Source organism: Pseudomonas sp. MF08831 (assembly GCF_059862645.1).
In genome coordinates this window covers 444,179-464,657 of the sequence record NZ_JCBCUX010000001.1, presented here as the reverse complement: position 1 = coordinate 464,657, position 20,479 = coordinate 444,179, and the positions used below count along the sequence as shown (strand labels likewise).

Below are 20,479 nucleotides of genomic sequence, written 5' to 3'. Positions count from 1 at the left end.
ACACTAGATAGGACCGAGGCCAACCCGTGAACCCAGACATGCTCGAAGCCGGCCCTGCAGACGCCAAAGTACTTTCCGTCTTTGACTTCGACGGCACCCTGACCCATCACGACAGTTTCGTGCCCTTCCTCAAGTTTGCCTTTGGCACCGGTGAGTTCTATGGCCGGATGGTCAAGCTGGCGGTGCCGGGGCTGCGCTTTTTGCTGCGGCAGATCAGTCGGGATGAGTTGAAGGCGCAGTTGATTCGCACCTTTATGACCGGCGTGGAGAAGGCGTGGGTTCAGCAGCAGGCTGAGGCGTATTGCCAGCGCACTTGGAGCAAGCTGATGCGCCCGACTGGGTTGCAATCAGTGGCGGATGAGGTGAAGTCCGGAGCGGAGGTGACGTTGTGTTCGGCGTCGCCGGCGTTGGTGTTGCAGCCGTTTGCGAATCGGCTGGGGATCAAGTTGATTGGCACTGAGCTTGAGGTGGTCGACGGGGTGTTGACGGGCAAGCTCACTGGGAATAATTGCCGCTGTGAGAACAAGGTGCTGCGCCTTGAGGCGGTGTATGGGGATTTGGGCGATTATCGGCTCAGGGCCTGGGGCGATACCCGCGGGGATCGGGAGTTGTTGGCGGCGGCGCAGGATGCGCATTTTCGGCATTTTCATTCGAAGAAGAAGCAAGGCAAGTTGCAGCGCTGATACGTGGATGGGGTCGGCGGGTGGACCGAGGTGATCCCTTCGCTGCCTCGCTGGGGCTCGAGAGCTCCCACATTTGATCGGTGCAGGGCTGGGTGGTGCACTCGCACAGGGGCTCGGGGGCGATGCGGGTGGATGGGTTCTGCAGGTGGACCGAGGTGATCCCTTCGCTGCCTCGCTGGGGCTCGAGAGCTCCCACATTTTTGATCGGTTTCAGGCCGGACAGCGCACTAGCATGGGGGGCTGGGGGTCGATACACATAGCGGGGTCGGCAGCGGACCGAGGTGATCCCTTCGCAGCCTCGCTGGGGCTCGACAGCTCCCACAGTTGAGCTTCGTGAGCTTGTTGATCGGTGCTCGGCGGGGGTTATGTTGCGGCTTTAAGGTCTACGCCCAGGGCTGTTGCGAAGGCTTTTACCATCGGGCTGCGCGGGGCGTTGTGGCGCAGGATCAGGTTGAAGGCGGTGCTCAGTTGGACGTGTTCCGGGCACAGTGCGCGCAGGCGCCCTTCCCTTACCAGTGGCGCGGCGTAGTGTTCGGGCAGGAAGCCTAGGAAGCGGCCGGTGAGGATCAGGATGGCGACGGCTTCAACCTGTGAGGCCGAGGCGGACTGGCTGTCGTAGGTGACAAAGTCGGCTTTGTCGCGATGGATCGCATACCGATGGTTGACCACTTCGTATTGGCGCAGCACTTCTGGCGTGATGTCGCTCGCGTTGAACAGTGGGTGTCCTACGGCGCAGTAGGCGTGGGCTTTTTCTTCGTACAGCGGGAAGTAGTCGAATTCTTCGCGGCGTTGGTACACCGGGACGATGCCGACGATCAGCCGCCCTTCCACCACGCCGCGCTCAACTTCATCCAATTGCGAGGCATGTAGGCGCAATCTAATTTTTGGCGATTCGCTATGTAGTTTGCCTAACGCGGTAATTAGCGGCGAATTAACGTCGGAAACGGTGTTATCAATAACGCCCACACTAAGGTCACCAATAAGCTCGTTTTGCGCCGAACTAAGCTTGTCGCGAAAACTGTCCACCGAGGTAAATAACTCGATAGATGCCTGGTACACCAACTTGCCTTCTTCAGTCAGGCCGAAGCCTTCCCTGCCCCGCGTACACAGGCGCATGCCGATGCGGATTTCGAGGTCGGAGATCTGTTTGCTGATGGCCGCCAGGCCCACGTTCAGCTCGTTTTGCGCGGCGCTGAAGCCGCCGGCTTCGACCACGGCCATGAACACGCGCAGCAATTTGAAATCCAGCCCGCTCAGTTGCAGGGGCGGTCGTGTGCCGGGTTTTGGCGGCATGTTTCCAGAAGTGGAAAGTGGGGTTTCCATAATACGCGTTGACCTCAAGTGCCATATTCAACAGGCTTCAACCCAATCCTTGAACATAGCCAGGCGGCGATAATGGCCGTAAACATCCGCCCTTGGCAACCTTGAATATAGCGGGTTGAACAGCACACAGAGGCTGATTTAACACCCGTAAAAACCTGACACTACGATCAGGTCTTTTTAGCTTTTTACTGCCTCCGACTCTTCTAAAAACAAGCGTGAGGAATACCGATGTCCCAGCCCACCGACCGCCTTTGGGGTGCTCGTTTCAAGACCGGCCCATCTGCTGCATTGGCCGCGTTGTCACGTTGCCCTGAGCGCTATTTTCGCCTGACGCCCTACGACCTGGCCGGCTCCCGTGCCCATGCCCGGGAGTTGCAGCGCGCCGGTTTGCTGGATGAGTCGGAGACCTTGCGCACCCTCGAAGCCCTGGACCGTATCGGTGAGGACTTCGCCGCCGGCCGCCTGCATCCAACCCTGGATGACGAGGACGTGCACACCTTTATCGAACGCGTATTGACCGAGCGCCTGGGCGCCTTGGGTGGCAAGTTGCGCGCCGGGCGTTCGCGTAACGATCAGACGGCCAATGATCTGCGCCTTTTCCTACGCGACCATGCGCGCACCATCACCTCCGAGGTGTTGGGTTTGCAGCAGGCGTTGGTTGAGCAGGCTGAGCGGCATGTGGAGAGCATTTGCCCGGGCTTCACCCACTTGCAGCAGGCGCAACCGATTGTGTTTGCCCATCACTTGCTCGCTCATGCGCAGTCGATGCTGCGCGATGTGCAGCGCTTGGTGGATTGGGATGCGCGCACGGCGTTGTCACCGTTGGGTGCTGCCGCGATGGCAGGCTCGGCGATTGCGCGTCAGCCAGAGCATTCGGCCAAGGAAATGGGCTACACCGGGCCGTGCGAAAACTCGATCGACGCCGTCGCCAGCCGTGACCATGTGGCGGAGTTCCTGTTTGTGGCGGGCATGCTGGGGGTGAATATTTCGCGGCTGTCGGAGGAGTTTTGCCTGTGGTCGTCGCGCCAATTTCGCTGGGTGGTGCTGGACGATGCCTACGCCACCGGCAGCTCGATCATGCCGCAGAAAAAGAACCCGGACATTGCCGAGCTGGCACGCGGCAAAGCTGGGCGTTTGATTGGCAACCTGACCGGGCTGATGTCGACGCTCAAGTCATTGCCACTGTCGTACAACCGCGACTTGAGTGAAGACAAGCACAGCGTGTTGGACAGTGTGGACACCTTGCTGCTGGTGCTGCCAGCGATGGCCGGGATGGTTGCGACCATGAAGGTGCAAGTCGAAGAGCTGCGGCGTCAGGCGCCGATGGGCTTCACTTTGGCGACTGAGGTGGCGGACTGGTTGGCCACCCGTGGCGTGCCGTTTAAAGAGGCGCATGAGATTACCGGCGCGTTGGTGCAGGCCTGCGAGAAACACGAGATTGAGTTGTGGGAAGCCTCGCCGGCGATGTTGGCGGAGGTGGATGCGCGGTTGCTGCCTGAGGTGCGGGACTGCTTGACCCTGGAAGCGGCAATTGCGGCGCGCAGTGGTTGGGGTGGGACGGCGCCAGAGCGGGTTCGGGAGCAGATTGGGCGGTTGAAGACTGCCTTGGCTGAGCAGCAGAGATGGACTGAGAGTTATCAGGGGTTTCGGATTTAAACCTGGGCCTTTGTGGTGAGTTTGCTGGCGCTTTCGCAGGCAAGCCAGCTCCCACATTTGGACTGTGTTTTAACAGTTGGATCGAGTACAGCAGTGGAGTAACACCATGAACCAAACCCCGGCGGAGCGCTTGGAAGCTGAGCGCAAGTTGTCCGAGAACCAGTTCGATATCACGCAGTACGAGCATGTGCCGCGTCGTTATTACGGGCGGATGTTTTTTGCCACGTTGATCGTGATCGCACTGGCCGCGTTGTTGCGCGCCTTTGCCAATGGCCAGATCGAATGGTCCTACATCGGGCAGTTCCTCACGTCTGAGGCCATTCTGTGGGGCCTGGTTAACACCATCGTCATGTCGATTCTGGCAATGGCACTGGGCGTGGTCATCGGGGTGATCACGGCGATCATGCGCATGTCGGCCAACCCGATCCTGCGCTATGTGGCCATCACTTACACCTGGCTGTTCCGCGGTACGCCGCTGATTCTGCAGCTGTTGCTGTGGTTCAACCTGGCGCTGATTTTCCCGGTGATCGCGATCCCCGGCCTGTTCAGCATTGACACCGTCGACCTGATGACGCCATTCGTGGCCGCCCTGCTCGGCCTCAGCATCAACCAGGGCGCCTACACCGCCGAAGTGGTGCGCGCAGGTTTACTGTCGGTCGACACTGGCCAGTACGAGGCCGCCAAGTCCATCGGCATGCCAAGCCTTCAGGCGCTGCGTAGGGTGATTCTGCCGCAGGCGATGCGGGTGATCATTCCGCCTGTAGGCAACGAGTTCATCAGCATGGTGAAAATGACCAGCCTGGCCAGTGTGATCCAGTACTCGGAGCTGCTGCACAACGCGCAAAACATCTACTACGCCAACGCCCGCGTCATGGAGCTGCTGATTGTGGCCGGCATCTGGTACCTGGCGGTGGTGACTGTTCTTTCATTCGGCCAAAGCCGCCTTGAGCGTCGTTTTGCCCGCGGCGCCGGCAAGCGCTCGTAAGTCTGGGTTGAGGAGATTTGCCCCATGAGAAGCATCGTCAAGGCCGTCAACCTGAACAAGTATTACGACGAGTATCACGCGCTGCGCGACATCAATATTGAGGTCGAGCAAGGCGAAGTGATGTGCATCATCGGCCCGTCCGGCTCGGGCAAAAGCACGCTGTTGCGCTGCGTCAACCAGCTGGAAAAAATCGACAAGGGCGGCCTGTGGGTCGACGGCGAGCTGGTGGGCTACCGCGTCGTCGGCAACAAGCTGCATGAAATGAATGAATCGCAGATTGCCCGCCAGCGCCTGGCGACCGGCATGGTGTTTCAGCGCTTCAATCTGTTCCCGCACATGACCGTGTTGCAAAACATCATCGAAGGCCCGGTGCAGGTGCTCAAGCGCTCGCCCAAGGAAGCCATCGAAGATGCTCTGGAGTTGCTGGCCCGCGTTGGCCTGGCTGACAAGCGCAATGCCTACCCGGTGGAATTGTCCGGCGGCCAGCAACAGCGTGTGGCCATTGCCCGCGCACTGGCGATGCGTCCCAAGCTGATGTTGTTCGACGAACCCACGTCAGCCCTCGACCCGGAGCTTGTAGGCGAAGTGCTGTCGGTGATGCGCGATTTGGCCACCACCGGCATGACCATGATCGTGGTCACCCATGAGTTGGGCTTCGCCCGCGAAGTCTCCAACCGCATGGTGTTTATGGACGCCGGCCAGATTGTGGAAGCCGGCAGCCCTGAAGAAATTCTAATAAGCCCACAAAACCCACGTACCCAAAGCTTCATTTCTGCCGTTCGCACTTAACTAAAAAACTAACGAGAACGCCCCCATGAAAAAATTGTTTATCCCAACGTTGCTCGCAGGCCTGATGGCCTCCTCGTGTGTATTCGCGGCATTGCCGGCGGCGATCAAGGACAAGGGTGAGATCAGCGCGGCCATCGTGCCGAACTACCCGCCGATGGATTTCAAGGACACCGCGACCAACAAGCTCACCGGCCTGGACTTCGACCTGGGCAACGCCCTGGCCGAGCGCCTGGGCGTGAAGATCAAGTGGCAGGAAACCGGCTTCGAGCAGATGCTCAGCGGCCTGACCACCAAGCGCGTCGACATCGTGCTGTCAGGCATGAGTGACACCGCCGAGCGCCAGAAGGCCGTGACCTTCATCGACTACTTCACCAGCGGTCCGCAGCTGTACACCCTGGCCAAGCGTGAAGACCTCAAGGAATTGACTGACCTGTGCGGTAAAAAAGTCGGCACCAGCCGCCGTACCACCTGGCCGTCGGAAATTGCCGCGTGGAGCAAGGAAAACTGCGAAGCGGCGGGTAAGCCGGCAATCGTGGTGATCGGCACCGAAGGCTCCGCGGACGCGCGCGCCCAGTTGCAGCAGAACCGTTTGGATGCGGCGATGCAGGGCAGCGAGACGATTCCTTATTTGATGTCGTTGGACAAGGGCAAATACAAGCCGGTGGGCCTGGCCATTTCCAAGCAGTTCACGGGGCTGGGGATTGAGAAGAGCAACACCGAGCTGGTCACGGCGATCAGTGAAGCGTTGCAGGGCATGATTGATGATGGGACGTACGGCAAGATCCTGAAGAAGTGGGATCTGGAACAGGGTGCGGTGGAAAAAATCAGCATCAATGCCGGGCAGTAACTTGATCTGAATGTGGGAGCGGGCTTGCTCGCGAATGCGATGTATCAGTGACAAATTTACCGACTGATCCACCGCATTCGCGAGCAAGCCCGCTCCCACATTTGAATTGTGTTGTATTGGAAAAATAATAAGGACATCCGCCCCACCGTGGCCACCTACTCCCTGGTAATCCGCCGCCTGATGATCTGCTCGGTGACCATCGTCGTCAGCCGCGCGATGACCAGTCCGCTGCTGGCCCTTTGGCTGAGCACGCGCCTGGGCCTCAACCAGCAGGACATCGGCTTGCTGATGGGCATCGCCGTGTTCATCGCCACGCTGCTCGGCCTCTATGGCGGCTACGTCATCGACCGCCTGGAAAAGCGCAAGCTGCTGATCCTGGCCATGCTTTCAAGCGCCATCGGATTTCTGTTGCTGACCTTTGCCAGCAACCTCTACCTCACCACCCTGACCTTGGTGATTACCGAAGCCGCGTCGGCACTGTTCCTGATCGGCTCCAAGGCCATCATCAGCGAAAACCTGCCGGTGGGCGACCGCGCCAAAGTATTTTCCCTGCGCTACACCCTGACCAACGTCGGCTATGCCACCGGCCCGATGGTGGGTGTGGTGATCGCCGGGCAGATCCCCTGGGCGCCGTTCCTGATCGCCAGCGCCATCGCCTTGGGCAGTGTGTTCCTGATGATCGGCATTGCGCCGACCCAACGCGACAACAGCAATAAACCCCTGAGTTTTCTCACGACCCTGCGCACGCTGCGCAGCGACCGCACACTGATCCTGTTCACCAGCGGCAACCTGTTGAGCACCATTGTCCACGGGCGCTATACGCTTTATCTGTCACAGTTTCTGCTGGTGGCCTACAAACCCGCCGAGGCGCTGAAGATTCTGTCGGCGGTGCTGGCCTGCAACGCTATCACCGTGATTTTGATGCAGTACCAGATCGGCCGATTTCTGAAACGCGAGCAATTGCGCTACTGGATTGTGCTGGGCACGTTGCTGTTCATTGTCGGGCTGATCGGTTTCAGTCTGGCGGACAGCCTGGTGACCTGGTGCCTGGCGATGTTCGTGTTCACCTTGGGCGAGATGATCATTTACCCCTCGGAATTCCTGTTCATCGACACCATCGCCCCGGATGCACTACGCGGCAGTTATTACGGCGCGCAAAACCTGGCGGCGTTTGGCGGGGCGATGAGCCCGGTCATTTGCGGGTACCTGCTGATCAATGCGGCGCCGGTCAGCATGTTCTACGCACTCGGCGCGTTGACCGCCGTGGGTGGCACCTTGTGTTTCCTGAGTGGACGGCGGGTGGCCGGAACACCGCCTATCTAATGTGGGAGCGGGCTTGCTCGCGAACGCGGTGGATCAATCAATGCACTCGGAACTGACACACCGCCTTCGCGAGCAAGCCCGCTCCCACACAAGCCCGCTCCCAGATTTTTTGATCTCCGTAACGGCGAAGTTTTGCGTAATATCCAGTCATTCATCTCACGGACCCGAGCCCCATGAAATTCGACACGGCCTACAGCCTGAGTCTCGATGACAAGCTGTCGATCTACGACGTACGGGACCTGAATTTCGACGAAACCAGCCCTTTCGACTCCGACAAGGACAGCTTCCTATGCCCCAACGATGAGTGCCGCGCAGCGTTCGATGCGGGCAACGCCCTCAGCACCTTCAACGCAAAAAACGTCAACTATCAGCGCACGCCGCATTTTAAGAACAAGGCCAGTACCCAGCACATTGACGGCTGCCGCTACGCCAGCACGCACAAGACCGCGACCGGCGAAACTGATGATGAGCGCGAGGACAGTTTCCCATCGGAATGGGTACTGACGCGGCGCCAGTACGAGCGCAAGCCGGCCGTGACCGGCACCGAAGTCGGCGTCCCACACGATCCCACGAAGGTTGCGTCTACTCGTACCGGTTCGTCCCCCAGCGCCAGCGACTCTACCCCAGACAAAACCAGCGTGTTCGCCCACCCGGTGGAATGCTATGTGTCGAACATCGACGATAAAGACAAGCTCAAGAGCATGCCGCTGAAGATCGGCGATCACGCGGCAACCTATTGGACGTTTTTCAAGAAGATCGAATACCTACAGGACAACAACGGCCTGATCTACTGGGGGAAAATCAAGGAGATCAAGGACTACACCGCCAGCTTTCGCATCGATTTCGAAAAGAAAGTGTGGCTCGACAAGAAGCCCTACTCGGTCAACGTCTACCTGAGCAAAAAACTCATCGAAAACTACCGCAAGCGCACGGCGTTCCTGGAACAGATCAAGGCGGCAGCAGACAGTAAAAAGGCGCTGTATTGCTTCTTTTATGGGGTCACGCCGCAATTGAAACAGGTGCCGAGCAAGAAAAACCCCGAGCAGACATTCGGGGTCTTCAGCGCGAATATCGAGAACCTGGATCACCTGATCATTCGAGAAGCGCCGGGCGTGGAATAACGCGCGGCCCAAACGCCATTAAAAAAATCCAGTTGATGAGCGGTCAAAACAACTGTACAAAAACACAGTATAGTTTGCCTTCCCCCGTCGAACCTGGAGAAACCCCCATGTCCTCTCTGGCAATGAGCTCTTTTGTAGAACAGCAGATCGTCCTGCACCAATTCACCGCCAAGCACAGTGTGCAGGCCCGCGCGATGCTTGGCTGGAGCCGGGAAGAACTCGCCCGCCAAGCCGGGCTGGCGGTCGAAACGGTGCAACGCTTTGAAAGCCAGGGCGATGTAGATGATGAAACCCGCCTGGTATTGGCCTTTCGGCTGGAAGCTGAGGGGCTGGTGTTTTTCCCGGGGTTTGCGCCGGGTTGGGGCATGAGTGCGCGCAAGTTCGACAAGGCCCCGGCCGAGCCCGCTGCACAAGGCATCATTTCGCGGCTGATGGGCTCAACAGCGGCATCAATTGATTCACCAACGCCTCAACCGAATGGTGCGTAGCGTCCAGCCGGATCACCGGGCAGCTCAGTGGTTTCAGCCAGCTTTCATGCCGACGCAGGCTGCGTAGGCTGTGGTTACCATCATCGTAACGAGCAGCCCAGGCGAGAAACGCGACGCTGTTTTCATGGCGGCTGCCGCCCTCCAGAATCCGGTCACCATAGCGCTGCTCTTCGCGCAGCTGCAGGCGGTGCAGGCGAACTGGCGGGTCTACGCGCAGAAACACCACTTGGGTGAACTGCGGGATCATGGCGTCGCCCCATCCGCACACCGAGCCGGACAGCACCCAGCCTTCGAGGCCGGCACTTTGCTCTTGTAACAGACGCGTGCGTTCATCCCGTAGCCGAGCGACGGTGAACGGTTCCGGAGTTTGCTGCCAGAAGAAGTCGTCGGAGTCGAAATAAACCACGTTCAAGCGTTCGGCCAAGGCTTTGCCCAGTGTCGTGGTGCCTGCGCCCGCAGCGCCGAGGATGTGAATTTTATGGCGCATAACTTGCCCCCTTAACTTGAGTGTAAGCCGCAGGGGCATCAAGCCTGCAATTGCAGCGCACGGCGCATCATTTGTGGCGGCTGGCCGAAGGCACGCAGGAAGGCACGACGCATGCGCTCCGGGTCACCGAAGCCGGTGTCGCGGGCAATGATGTCGATAGGGTGGTCGCCGGATTCAAGCATCAGGCGCGCCGCTTCAATGCGCAGGCGTTCGATCGCCTTGGCCGGGGTGTGGCCGGTTTCGCTGCGAAACAGACGGCTGAACTGGCGCGGACTAAGGTGCGCGACGTCGGCCAGCCGTTCAACCGAGAGCTCTTCCTGTAAATGCTGGCGGGCGTAGACCAGGGCGGTTTGCACGCGGTCGGACTTGGGGTCGATGTCCAGCAGCGCGGAAAATTGCGACTGGCCGCCCGCACGGCGATGGTAGATCACCAACTTGCGCGCGACCTCGCGGGCCACCTCTATACCCAGGTCGTTTTCGACAAGGGCCAGGGCCAGGTCAAGGCAGGCGGTCATGCCGGCAGAAGTCCAGAGTGGGCCGTCGACAGTGAAGATGCGGTCTTCTTCAAGCCTCACAGTGGGATAAGCCTGACGAAAGGCACGGGCGTGGTACCAGTGAGTGGTTGCCTTGCGGTCTTCCAGCAGTCCGGCGGCCGCCAGGTGGAAAGAGCCGGTACAGGCAGACGTCACACGACGCGACGTCACCACTGACTGCTGCAAGTAGCTGAGCAGGCCAGGCGTGGCGTCGAGCACTTCGTTATCGCCCACCACCAACACCGTGTCGTATGGACCAAAAGGCACGGTATCAATGGCAAAACCCATGGAGCTTTTGATCGGCCCGCCTTCCTCGGATACCAGGTCTACCCGATAGAACGGCCGTTGCACCTCCAGGTTGGCGAATTCAAACACCGTACTGGTGCTCAGGCTGAGCATCTGGAAACCCGGAAACAGCAAAATACCGACAGACACCATGGTCAAACCTCATGTCTCTAAAGGAGGGATATACGACATTGCAGCCACGACATTACACCCATAATCTTGGTTGCAACAAGGCCCTCCTTCCTCGGCCCTCCTGGAGCAACTGCAATGATTCAATCCAAAGGTTATGCGCTGATCACCGGCGCTTCTTCAGGTATTGGCGCCACCTACGCCGATCGCCTGGCTCGCCAGGGTTACGACCTGATATTGGTGGCACGTAACCAGCACCGGCTGGAGCGACTGGCGACTCAGCTCAACGCCAACACCCAACGGGATATCCACGTGGTGGTGGCCGACCTGAACCTGCCGGCCGATCTGGCCCGTGTCGAACAGATCCTGCACCACGACAGCCGCATCAGCCTGTTGGTGAACAACGCCGGCATCGGTGCCACCGCGTCCTTGCTGGACAGCGATGCGGACAAGATGGAGGCGATGATCCTGCTCAATGTGCTTGCCCTGACCCGCCTGGCCAAAGCCGCAGCAACCAACTTTGTCGCCCAGGGTCGCGGTACCCTGATCAACATCGGTTCGATCGTGGCGGTCGCACCCAAGCTGCTGAATGGCGTTTACGGAGGCACCAAGGCGTTTGTGCAGGCGTTTACTGAATCACTCGAGCATGAGCTGAGCGACAAGGGAGTACGGGTTCAAGTGGTGTTGCCCGGTGCCATCGCCACCGAGTTCTGGGATGTTGCCGGCCTGCCGGTGAGCAACCTGCCCGAGACAATGGTCATGACCACGCAAAACCTGGTAGATGCCGCGCTGGCAGGGCTCGCACAAGGTGAAAAAGTCACCATCCCGTCACTGCCCGACAGCCTGGATTGGGACGCTTACGAAACCGCGCGCCTGGCCTTGGGGCCAAACCTGTCACGCAGCAGCCCGGCCCCACGTTACGGCGTGTAGTCAGCTAATAGACTGAAGCCCAGGTCAGTGGCCGCCTGGGCCGCCGGCGCTGTTTTGCCGATAGGCGTAGAGCAACGCGTGCAAAGCATCGCGAGACCACCGAGCGCCATAAAACCAGAGCTTCGCGCCCTCTGCCAACGGCTCGCAAACGGCGGGATACCCACTTATGCACGCACCATGAAACGCCGCAGATTGATCATCAGACACCAAGGCATCAAGCCGATGCCTGGTCACCAGATCGTCGATTTCACGCGTTTGCAAAGAGAATTGAAGGCTGTGGTCTTCACGTCGTGCATCTACCGGTACCAATTGCGCACCGGCCAGTTGCAGGATGTCGAACGCTCGGCGCAAGGCTGCACTGTGTTCAACGGGTTCGTAATGAGCCCCGTGCACATACCGGTCAGCGAACCCGATGCGCCACCCTGCGAGCACCTTGGAAGCGGTAAAAGTGCTGTTATTGCGTACCAGAGGCACTTCAACCATCACAGGCCCAGTGGGCTCGATACCACTCAAAGCGACGAGTGACAGCGCAGGATCCCGCACGGGTTTTATCGGCGCAGCCACGGCGTTGTAGCCGGGAATGAGTGCGACACCCTTTGGATAATCAGCGCCAAAGACGATACCGCCCGGGTTGGCTTTATCGGGTTGGGCCTGGGCCGGCGCAGCGTTCGAGCCGCCCGCTTCACCCGCTTCCGGCAAGGAAGGCCCAAGTCGACAAGGCAAGCCCAATCGCCAATGCTCCCTACAGTTTTTTTCCATCAGAACCCGCACCCCGACAATGACCGTGCGGGATCATCGCACTCGGACCTGATGGTTGTCGCAGGGCTGAAATACCCTGAAAACTCATTTTCCTACGGCCCCAAACGTCAGCCCGCCGCGTGCTCTTTCGCACCTTGAGTTTCCACGTCCAACCACCACGCATGCCCACGCTCAGGCTGGTTCAGATTGAACGCTTGCCCCATCGCCGGCGTGGTAATCGAAACGTTGCGCTCCCAGGCCAGGGCCATGATGCGGTCAAACGGCTCGTGCCAGGCATGGAACGCCAGGTCGAACGTGCCGTTGTGAATCGGCAGCAGCCAACGGCCTTTAAGGTCGATATGCGCCTGCAAGGTTTGCTCCGGCTGCATGTGCACATGGGGCCAGTCGACGTTGTAAGCACCTGTTTCCATCAGCGTGAGATCAAACGGGCCGTATTGTTCGCCGATGCGTTTGAAACCGTCGAAATAACCCGTGTCGCCACTGAAAAAGACCCGCCGCGCACCGTCGATCATCACCCAGGAACACCACAGGGTCTGGTTGCCGTCAAACAGACCGCGCCCCGAAAAGTGCTGGGCCGGCGTGGCGATAAAGCGAATGCCATCGACCTCGGTGCCTTGCCACCAATCCAGTTGCCTGACTTTGCTGGCGTCCACACCCCATTTCACCAGGGTGTCGCCCACACCCAGCGGGGCGAGAAAGTAGCGGGTTTTGTCGGCCAGCTGGACCACGGCCTTATGGTCCAGGTGGTCATAGTGGTTGTGCGAAAGAATCACCGCTTCCAGCGGCGGCAAGTCTTCAAGGCTGATGGGTGGCTGATGGAAGCGCTTGGGCCCGGCCCAACTGAACGGTGAAGCGCGCTCGGCAAACACCGGGTCGGTTAGCCAGAACTTACCACGCATTTTCAGCAACACGGTGGAATGCCCCAGACGGAACACGCTGTGATCGGGAGCGGCCAGCAGTTGCTCGCGTGTCAGCGGTTGCACCGGGATCTTGCCCACAGGGCGCGTGCTGCGCGGCTTGTTGAAAAGCATGTTCCAGAAAATCCGCAACGTCTTGCCAAAGCCGCCATGTTGCACTGGGGCATCGTTGGTGAAATGCCCTTGCTCCTGCTCGGCAGGCTTGAGTGCTTCAGGCGAAGGGTCGAGACGGCTTGAAATCGTGGCCATTACAGAGTGACTCCTGAGGTCCGCTCACAAATTACACTGCACAGTGTAGTTTCTAGATTGCAACAAAACTCGGAGCAAGTAAACTACCGAGTGTAATTTCATCCAAGAGCCGAACGCCCTCCATGACTGCTCCCCAACGCCTCACCGACCGCAAACGCGAAGCCATCGTGGCAGCGGCCATCACCGAGTTTCGGGCTAACGGGTTCGAGGTCACCAGCATGGACAAAATTGCGGCCACCGCCGGAGTCTCCAAGCGCACGGTGTACAACCACTTTCCCAGCAAGGAAGAGTTGTTTGCAGAAATCCTGCACCAGTTGTGGGCCAGCAGCGTTGCCCAACTGGACGCCAGCTACGCCAGTGACCGCCCCCTGCGCGAGCAATTGCGCGGTTTGCTGCAGGCGAAGATGCAGATGATGTCGGACGCCAACTTCCTCGACCTGGCCCGTGTCGCGATCGCCGCCACCATTCATTCGCCCGAACGCGCGCAAGACATGGTCAACCGCTTGAGCAAACGCGAGGAAGGCTTCACCCAGTGGGTACGCGCGGCCCAGGAAGATGGCCGCCTGGCTTGCACCGACCCGGCCTTTGCGGCCCATCAGATTCAGAGCCTGCTCAAGGCGTTCGCCTTTTGGCCGCAAATTACGCTGGGCCAACCTACCCTCGACGCTGCCACACAGGCCAGCGTGATCGAATCGGCCATCGACCTGTTCCTGGCCGGCTACGAAGTCAGCCCTGCCCGTTCGTAATACAGCCTGTTGCATGAGCGACATTCCAGGTCGTTTTTAGCGCATTCACCCGGTGTGCTGCGCAAATGGCTTGGAAGGACACTGATTATTCCCACGTGAATAACTGACAATATTCCCACCTAATATCCGATCAACGGTCCAAGCCGCTGACGCACGCTGTCGTATCTGCAAAAAAGAGCTGACCCGGAACACTATGGAAAACAGACGAGGCAAAGGGCTGTCATTTGCCAGACGTATCTACAAGCCAAGGATTATCGGCCTGGGTATCGGCTGTATCAGCGTCATCGGCGCCCTTTACCCGTTGGCCATGCCGGGCTGGGTATGGGCGCTGCTGATATTCAACGGTTATGCCTGGGCCCATGTGGCGTACCAGCTCTCCACGCGCTCGCAATTTCCCTACCAGGCCGAACAACGCAACTTGCTCTATGACTCGTTGCTCGGCGGTTTCTGGGCGGCGGCCACGCAATTCACACCGCTGACGACCGTGACCATCCTGTCGATGATGACCATGAACAACGTCGCGGCCGGGGGCAAGCGCCTGTTTCTGCGCGGGCTGGTGGCACAGGCGGGCGGTATCGGGGTGGCGTGGGCGCTGCTGGGGATCAAGTTCAATCCCAACGTCAGCCTTGCCCAGGTGTATACCTGCCTGCCGATGCTGACGCTGTACCCGATGGCGATCGGCATGGTCTGCTATCAATTGGCAATCAAACTCTCGGAACACAAACGCGCCCTCAGCGCCCTCAGCCGCGTCGACAGCCTTACCGGCCTGCTCAATCATGGCTCGTGGAAAGACCTGCTCAATCTCAAGTTTCACAAATGCCAGCAGCAACAGGGCCACGCCACCATTGCCTTGATCGATATCGACCATTTCAAACAGATCAACGACACCTACGGCCATATCGTCGGTGATCAGGTGTTGCGCCAGCTGAGTCAGGAGTTGCGTCAACACCTGAGGGAAAATGACTTGGCCGGCCGTTACGGTGGCGATGAGTTCTGCGTGATTCTTCCGCAAATGCCACTGGAAGAAGCCGCGCTGGTCATGGAACACATGCGAGAAACCTTTAGTAACTATCGCAATTCGCAGATCCCAGCGTTGCGCGTGAGCCTGAGCATTGGTCTGGCAGACTTCCAACCCGTCTTCAGCGACGCGGCAATGTGGCTCAACGCCGCGGATCGCGCGCTCTATGCCGCCAAGGACACCGGCCGCAACCGGGTGAATGTCAGCCACCGTGTCGTCGCCCACTCCGCCTAAGTCGTCCTACAACACCTCGTCTGATTTCTCTTCCGCCGCACTGCTGCAGAAGCATAATGCCACCATTGGTCGCCTACTCATTGATGCCACCGCCCTGAAGGCGAACTTCTTGGCTGGCCGATCACTCTGAACCCGTTGTTCAACCCCCCTCTGTCAGCACAAGGAAGCTGACAATGAGCAAGTCAACCGTAAGGCCTGGTGCCCTACGGGGGCAGGCGCATATTCATGGATACCTCTGACGCGTGCTTCCCCGAGCTCTCGAACATGCTATTCAACGCCCACAAAAAAACTATCAACACCCTGCAACACACCAACGCCCAACAAGCCAGCTTGCTGGATGCCATCGAGCGCTCCATGGCGGTGATCGAATTCGATCTGCAAGGCACCGTCCTGCGGGCCAATGAGAATTTCCTCAAGACCATGAGCTACCGCGCCGAACAGATCGAGGGCCAGCCCCACCGGATGTTCTGCACCCCCGCGTTCACGCGCAGTGCCGAGTACAACCAGTTGTGGACGCAGCTGCGTAATGGCCAATTTCAGTCGGGCACCTTTGAACGCGTCGGCGGCGACGGCCAATCGGTATGGCTGGAAGCCAGCTACAACCCGGTGCGCGATCACACCGGCCAGGTCATCAAAGTGGTGAAATACGCCATGGACGTCACCCCGCGCCTGCAGGCCGAAAGCGAAGCCAACGCCAAGTTGGGTGCCATCGACCGGGCCATGGCGGTGATCGAATTCAACCTCGACGGCACCATCATTACCGCCAATGCAAATTTCCTGCAGCGCATGGGCTACAGCCTGGCGCAGATTCAGGGCAAGCATCACCGCCTGTTCTGCAAGCCGGACCTGGCCAACAGCTCGACCTACAGTGAGTTCTGGAAGCGCCTGAACCAGGGCGAACTGTTCAACGGCCAGTTTGAACGCATCGACAAAAACGGCCAGACGGTGTGGCTGGAGGCCAACTACAACCCGGTGTACGACGCCAGCGGGCGCCTGTGCAAAGTGGTGAAGTTTGCCTCCGACATCACCGCCAGAGTGCAACAGCATGCCGCCGACGCCGCCAGCGCTGCCCAGGCTTATCACATCTCGCTGAACACTCGGGATATCGCCGAAAAGGGCGCTGATGTGATCCAGCAAACCGCCAGCGGCATGCGCGAGATTGCTGCCGACATCGATGGCTCCTCGCAACTGATCGCCAAGCTGGGCGAGCGTTCGCAGCAGATCACGGCCATCGTCAACACCATCCGCGGCATCGCCGACCAGACCAACCTGCTGGCCCTCAACGCCGCCATCGAAGCGGCGCGCGCTGGCGAACAAGGCCGTGGCTTTGCCGTGGTGGCCGACGAAGTGCGGCAACTGGCGGCACGCACCAGCGGCTCGACGGCGGAAATCTCCAGCATGATCGCGATGATCCAGGAGGAAACCCGCCAAGCCATCGACAGCATGGAAGGGACTCGCGACCGCGCCGCTCAAGGTGTGGAGTTGGCCAACCAGGCCGGCACGGTGATCCTGCAGATTCGCGAAGGCACGGGCGAGGCTGTGCAGGCGGTGAGCGCGTTTGCCAATGAGCGGGGCAACAACTGACCTGATCTTCATGTGTCTGCCCGGGGGCTCGGTCTATAGTGCTGGCTAGTTTTTACGCCAAGGATTCGAGCCCGCCATGACCCCAGACAAGCCAGAAGCAGCCCCCGTCGATCACCTGCGTTTCCACCGAGGCCACGCCCACCTGGCGCCGACCTTCGGCAACGACACCTTTGCGCTCAAGGCCGAAGCGTTCGCGCGCTTCTTTGGTACGCCCACCTTTCTCGGCGCGCAAACCGCGATCGTGATCTTGTGGGTGGTGCTCAACATGACCGGCATCACCCACTTCGACGTGTACCCGTTCATCCTGCTCAACCTGGCCTTCAGCCTGCAATCGGCCTATGCCGCGCCGCTGATCCTGCTGGCCCAGACACGCCAGGCCGCCCGCGACAAAGCCCAGTCCGACGCCGATGCCCAGCACCGCGAAGCGCTGGCCATTGCCAACACCGAGCGCCAGGCCCAAGCCGAACAAACCACCAAGCAGTTGCTGGAACTGCTGGAGCAGAACACCCGCCTGACAGAAATGACCAAGCAATTGACCGAGCGTATCGAGACCCTGACCTGCGAGATGCATGAGCAGTTCATGCGTAAACCCTGAGGGCGAAGCAGTTGCCTTAAGGAAAGCTTGTTATGGCTAGCGGGCTTGTCGTAGCGAGCGAGCTGCTGTGGCGAGCGGGCTTGCCCCGCGTTGGGCTGCAAAGCAGCCCCAAAACCTGACACCGCGGTTTACATGAAGCATCGCGTTGGCCTATCTGGGGGCCGCTTCGCGCCCCAACGCGGGGCAAGCCCGCTCGCCACAACAAGCCCGTGCGCCGCAACAAGCCCGCCACAGCAGCTCGCCAGTCACAAAAGATGCCGTTCACGGCAACCGCACATGCCGCCCCAGCTCATCAAACAACGTGACCACCGAACGCAACGCCCGGCAATCCGGACGCGTCAGCAGCCACAGTGCGGTGTTCCGTGCGGCCAACGCCGGCCCCAGTGGTTGCACACCATCGCCCAAGAGAAAATCCGGCAGCGCCGCCACGCCCAGGCCTGCACGTACCAACTCGGTGACCGACAACATGCTGTTGCAGCGATAGCTGGGCCGCACACCCGGCAAATGCTCGCGGCGCCAGGCGACGGTGGGGTGATCGGGCAGGAAGTCGTCCGGGGCGATCCACGGCAGGTCGGCCAACTCGCGGCCTGCGTGCTGGCGCGCAAAATCGGCACTGGCACACACTTGATAAGCAACCGTGCCCAGGCAACGACCGACAAGGTGCTCCGGCGGCGTCTTGGTCAGGCGCAGGGCAATGTCGGCATCGCGGCGGCTGAGGTTGGCGAAATCATTCGATGTGCTCAACTCCAGGGTCAACGCCGGGTAGTCGGGCATGAACCGCGCCAGCGCCGGCAGCAGCAAACCTTGCAGCACCGAGTCGGTACAGGTCAGGCGCACAGTGCCGCTGATCACTTCGCCGCCCTGCTCCACGCCAATGCGCGCCGCCTCCAACGCTTGTTCGGCGTGCTCGGCCTGCTGCGCCAGGTTGCTGGCCAGGCTGGTGGGCAGGTAACCGGCGCGGCTTTTTTCAAACAGGCTCTGGCCCAAGGCGGCCTCCAGCCGGCGCACCGCGCGAAACACCGTGGACACATCCACCCGCAACAGCGCCGCCGCCCGCGCCAGGGTGCCACCGCGTACCAGGGCGAGGATCAGCGAGAGGTCGGGATAGTCGATTTGATAGTGCGTGGCTGCATTGAGCATGTGGGCGAACGCCAATTTTGATTGCGTGAGCGCCAATCTATAGTGGGCACCAGAACACAACAAGCCATGGGACGTACCCGATGAAAGCCAGCACCTTGCACCTTGCCCTGATCGGCGACTACAACCCCGACGTCACCGCGCACCAGGCCATCCCCGTGGCGCTGCAACAGGCGGCCGACGCCTTGAACCTGAACGTTCACGTGCAATGGCTCGACACGGACTCGATCACGCCCACCCCTCAATTGCATACGTTCGACGGTTTCTGGTGTGTGCCCGCCAGCCCCTACCGCGACACCGACGGCGCATTGCGGGCGATCCGGTTTGCCCGCGAACATAAGCGCCCTTTCCTCGGCACGTGCGGCGGTTTTCAGCATGCGGTGCTGGAATATGCCCGCAACGTGCTGGGTTGGGCGGATGCCGAACACGGCGAACTGGCCCCGCACGCCAAACGTGCGGTGATCACACCGCTCAGTTGCGCGCTGGTAGAGGCCACGGACACCGTGCGTCTGGCGCCCTACACCCGCATCGCCGAGGCCTATGGCACGCTGGATATCCACGAGGGTTATCGCTGCCGCTACGGCATCAACCCCGAGTTCGCCAACGCGCTGTTGGAAAGCGACCTGATCCCCAGCGGCCACGACTCGGCCGGCGATCTGCGCGCCATCGAATTGCTCGACCATCCGTTTTTTGTCGCCACGCTGTTCCAACCGGAACGTGCCGCGCTCAAACACGTCACGCCACCCTTGGCGATCGCTCTGCTCAAGGCCTGTCTGGAGTTGTCACGATGATCGCCAACACTCCCGCCACGCCCTACTACGCAGTGATTTTCAGCTCAGTGCGCACCGAGGGCGATCAAGGCTACGGCCAGGCCGCCGCCCGCATGCTGGAACTGGCGCGTGAACAACCGGGGTTTCTCGGGATGGAATCGGCGCGCGAGGACGGCTTGGGGATCACAGTGTCCTACTGGGAAAGCGAGGCGGCGATCCTGGCCTGGAAACAGCAGGCCGAGCACCGCGAAGTACGCGAGCAAGGCCGCGCCACCTGGTACTCGGCGTTTCACACACGGGTGTGCAAGGTGGAGCGGGCCTACACCTTCCAGAAGTGACATGCGTGCCCCGGTGGGAGCTGGCTTGCCTGCGATGGCATCAACTCGGTTCCACCCAAAGACCGCGTCGTCTGCATCGCAGGCAAGCCAGCTCCCACCTCTGATCTTGATTGCCTGCAAAACAACAGGTGCTTAGCTGACCAAACTGCGCAACGCACTGATCTGCGGGATTTCGACCCGGCGCATGTACACGCGCAATGGCTCGGTGATGTTGATGCGGTCGTCGATATTCTGGTCCAGCAGCAACTGCAGGCGTTCGCGCGACAGGGTCATGGCGTGGTCGGCGGCCGGCAGCCAGACAAATTCAGCGGTGGGAATGATGCCGTCATCGGCCACGTCCATGCCGAAGGCATCTTCGCTGAAACGCACAATGTACTGGCCGGTTTTGCGGTTCAGGCCGACAAAACCGTGGAGTTGGTCGGCGGCCTTGCAGATGAGTTCTGAAGTGATGCGCATGGTAAACCTCACTGAAAAGTCCCACTGGGACTGGAAAGATGGTTTACACGCGTGGCAGAAATTACGGCCCTCTGACGGGGCAGCTGCGGCCAAGAAT

General features: G+C 60.0%; 22 protein-coding genes. 15 read left to right on the top strand and 7 right to left on the bottom strand.

The window, feature by feature from the left end; genetic code table 11:
• Positions 1–38 precede the first annotated feature (38 nt).
• The gene (locus tag AC19YS_RS02215) at positions 39–683 is read left to right on the top strand and encodes an HAD-IB family hydrolase (protein WP_124418911.1); all 645 of its coding nucleotides are present in this window, start codon (positions 39–41) and stop codon (positions 681–683) included.
• A 363-nt stretch (positions 684–1,046) separates the two neighbouring features.
• Here the strand turns inward: AC19YS_RS02215 and AC19YS_RS02210 are convergent, their stop codons facing one another.
• On the bottom strand, positions 1,047–2,006 hold the full coding sequence (locus AC19YS_RS02210; RefSeq protein ID WP_500600784.1) for a LysR family transcriptional regulator: 960 nt from the start codon (positions 2,004–2,006) through the stop codon (positions 1,047–1,049).
• Positions 2,007–2,234: 228 nt separating this feature from the next.
• On the opposite strand from AC19YS_RS02210, the gene argH reads away from it, so the two are divergent.
• The 7 genes from argH (at position 2,235) to AC19YS_RS02175 (ending at position 9,215) form a co-directional block, all read left to right on the top strand.
• Positions 2,235–3,662 carry an argininosuccinate lyase gene (gene argH / locus AC19YS_RS02205; RefSeq protein ID WP_500600782.1) on the top strand — a complete coding sequence of 476 codons (1,428 nt, stop codon included), beginning with the start codon at positions 2,235–2,237 and terminating at the stop codon, positions 3,660–3,662.
• A gap of 106 nt (positions 3,663–3,768) precedes the next feature.
• Positions 3,769–4,647, top strand: a complete 879-nt coding sequence (locus tag AC19YS_RS02200) for an amino acid ABC transporter permease (protein WP_017134649.1) — start codon at positions 3,769–3,771, stop codon at positions 4,645–4,647.
• Between the two features lie 24 nt (positions 4,648–4,671).
• Positions 4,672–5,436, top strand: coding sequence for an amino acid ABC transporter ATP-binding protein (locus AC19YS_RS02195; protein WP_119741579.1), 765 nt, complete (start codon positions 4,672–4,674; stop codon positions 5,434–5,436).
• A gap of 25 nt (positions 5,437–5,461) precedes the next feature.
• The gene (locus AC19YS_RS02190; RefSeq protein WP_106576101.1) at positions 5,462–6,283 is read left to right on the top strand and encodes an ABC transporter substrate-binding protein; all 822 of its coding nucleotides are present in this window, start codon (positions 5,462–5,464) and stop codon (positions 6,281–6,283) included.
• 147 nt (positions 6,284–6,430) lie between these two features.
• On the top strand, positions 6,431–7,606 hold the full coding sequence (locus AC19YS_RS02185; protein WP_500600780.1) for an MFS transporter: 1,176 nt from the start codon (positions 6,431–6,433) through the stop codon (positions 7,604–7,606).
• A gap of 173 nt (positions 7,607–7,779) precedes the next feature.
• Positions 7,780–8,727 carry a hypothetical protein gene (locus AC19YS_RS02180; RefSeq protein WP_200622896.1) on the top strand — a complete coding sequence of 316 codons (948 nt, stop codon included), beginning with the start codon at positions 7,780–7,782 and terminating at the stop codon, positions 8,725–8,727.
• A gap of 107 nt (positions 8,728–8,834) precedes the next feature.
• Positions 8,835–9,215 (top strand): helix-turn-helix domain-containing protein, encoded by a 381-nt coding sequence (locus AC19YS_RS02175; protein WP_106576099.1) that lies wholly within the window; start codon positions 8,835–8,837, stop codon positions 9,213–9,215.
• Here AC19YS_RS02175 and AC19YS_RS02170 read toward each other — a convergent pair.
• Positions 9,145–9,702 carry an AAA family ATPase gene (locus AC19YS_RS02170; RefSeq protein WP_119741571.1) on the bottom strand — a complete coding sequence of 186 codons (558 nt, stop codon included), beginning with the start codon at positions 9,700–9,702 and terminating at the stop codon, positions 9,145–9,147. The two genes, AC19YS_RS02175 and AC19YS_RS02170, sit on opposite strands and share 71 nt — an antisense overlap.
• A gap of 38 nt (positions 9,703–9,740) precedes the next feature.
• Positions 9,741–10,673 carry a GlxA family transcriptional regulator gene (locus AC19YS_RS02165; protein WP_500600933.1) on the bottom strand — a complete coding sequence of 311 codons (933 nt, stop codon included), beginning with the start codon at positions 10,671–10,673 and terminating at the stop codon, positions 9,741–9,743.
• A 114-nt stretch (positions 10,674–10,787) separates the two neighbouring features.
• Between AC19YS_RS02165 and AC19YS_RS02160 the strand changes: the two genes are divergently transcribed.
• The gene (locus tag AC19YS_RS02160; protein ID WP_500600778.1) at positions 10,788–11,579 is read left to right on the top strand and encodes an SDR family NAD(P)-dependent oxidoreductase; all 792 of its coding nucleotides are present in this window, start codon (positions 10,788–10,790) and stop codon (positions 11,577–11,579) included.
• Between the two features lie 24 nt (positions 11,580–11,603).
• Here the strand turns inward: AC19YS_RS02160 and AC19YS_RS02155 are convergent, their stop codons facing one another.
• Both AC19YS_RS02155 and AC19YS_RS02150 read right to left on the bottom strand, forming a co-directional pair.
• The gene (locus AC19YS_RS02155; protein ID WP_500600776.1) at positions 11,604–12,338 is read right to left on the bottom strand and encodes a hypothetical protein; all 735 of its coding nucleotides are present in this window, start codon (positions 12,336–12,338) and stop codon (positions 11,604–11,606) included.
• A gap of 107 nt (positions 12,339–12,445) precedes the next feature.
• On the bottom strand, positions 12,446–13,504 hold the full coding sequence (locus AC19YS_RS02150) for an MBL fold metallo-hydrolase (RefSeq protein ID WP_119741564.1): 1,059 nt from the start codon (positions 13,502–13,504) through the stop codon (positions 12,446–12,448).
• 122 nt (positions 13,505–13,626) lie between these two features.
• Between AC19YS_RS02150 and AC19YS_RS02145 the strand changes: the two genes are divergently transcribed.
• The 4 genes from AC19YS_RS02145 (at position 13,627) to AC19YS_RS02130 (ending at position 17,681) form a co-directional block, all read left to right on the top strand.
• Complete coding sequence (locus AC19YS_RS02145; protein ID WP_106576094.1) at positions 13,627–14,250, top strand: TetR/AcrR family transcriptional regulator; 624 nt, start codon at positions 13,627–13,629, stop codon at positions 14,248–14,250.
• Between the two features lie 193 nt (positions 14,251–14,443).
• On the top strand, positions 14,444–15,502 hold the full coding sequence (locus AC19YS_RS02140; RefSeq protein WP_500600773.1) for a diguanylate cyclase: 1,059 nt from the start codon (positions 14,444–14,446) through the stop codon (positions 15,500–15,502).
• A 264-nt stretch (positions 15,503–15,766) separates the two neighbouring features.
• Positions 15,767–17,086, top strand: a complete 1,320-nt coding sequence (locus AC19YS_RS02135) for a methyl-accepting chemotaxis protein (protein ID WP_106576092.1) — start codon at positions 15,767–15,769, stop codon at positions 17,084–17,086.
• A 76-nt stretch (positions 17,087–17,162) separates the two neighbouring features.
• Positions 17,163–17,681 (top strand): DUF1003 domain-containing protein, encoded by a 519-nt coding sequence (locus AC19YS_RS02130; RefSeq protein WP_119741558.1) that lies wholly within the window; start codon positions 17,163–17,165, stop codon positions 17,679–17,681.
• Between the two features lie 261 nt (positions 17,682–17,942).
• On the opposite strand, the gene AC19YS_RS02125 is transcribed toward AC19YS_RS02130, so the two are convergent.
• Positions 17,943–18,821: a LysR family transcriptional regulator gene (locus AC19YS_RS02125; protein WP_500600770.1), complete on the bottom strand. Its 879-nt coding sequence runs from the start codon at positions 18,819–18,821 to the stop codon at positions 17,943–17,945.
• A gap of 80 nt (positions 18,822–18,901) precedes the next feature.
• Here AC19YS_RS02125 and AC19YS_RS02120 point away from each other — a divergent pair, with 80 nt between their 5' ends.
• The gene (locus tag AC19YS_RS02120; protein ID WP_179609635.1) at positions 18,902–19,609 is read left to right on the top strand and encodes a CTP synthase C-terminal region-related (seleno)protein; all 708 of its coding nucleotides are present in this window, start codon (positions 18,902–18,904) and stop codon (positions 19,607–19,609) included.
• A complete protein-coding gene (locus AC19YS_RS02115) occupies positions 19,606–19,926 on the top strand; it encodes an antibiotic biosynthesis monooxygenase family protein (protein WP_500600768.1) in 321 nt (106 codons plus the stop codon). The genes AC19YS_RS02120 and AC19YS_RS02115 overlap by 4 nt, the downstream gene beginning before the upstream one ends.
• Positions 19,927–20,058: 132 nt before the next feature.
• Here AC19YS_RS02115 and AC19YS_RS02110 read toward each other — a convergent pair whose 3' ends face one another.
• The gene (locus AC19YS_RS02110; RefSeq protein ID WP_500600766.1) at positions 20,059–20,382 is read right to left on the bottom strand and encodes a DUF2025 family protein; all 324 of its coding nucleotides are present in this window, start codon (positions 20,380–20,382) and stop codon (positions 20,059–20,061) included.
• Between the last annotated feature and the right edge of the window lie 97 nt (positions 20,383–20,479).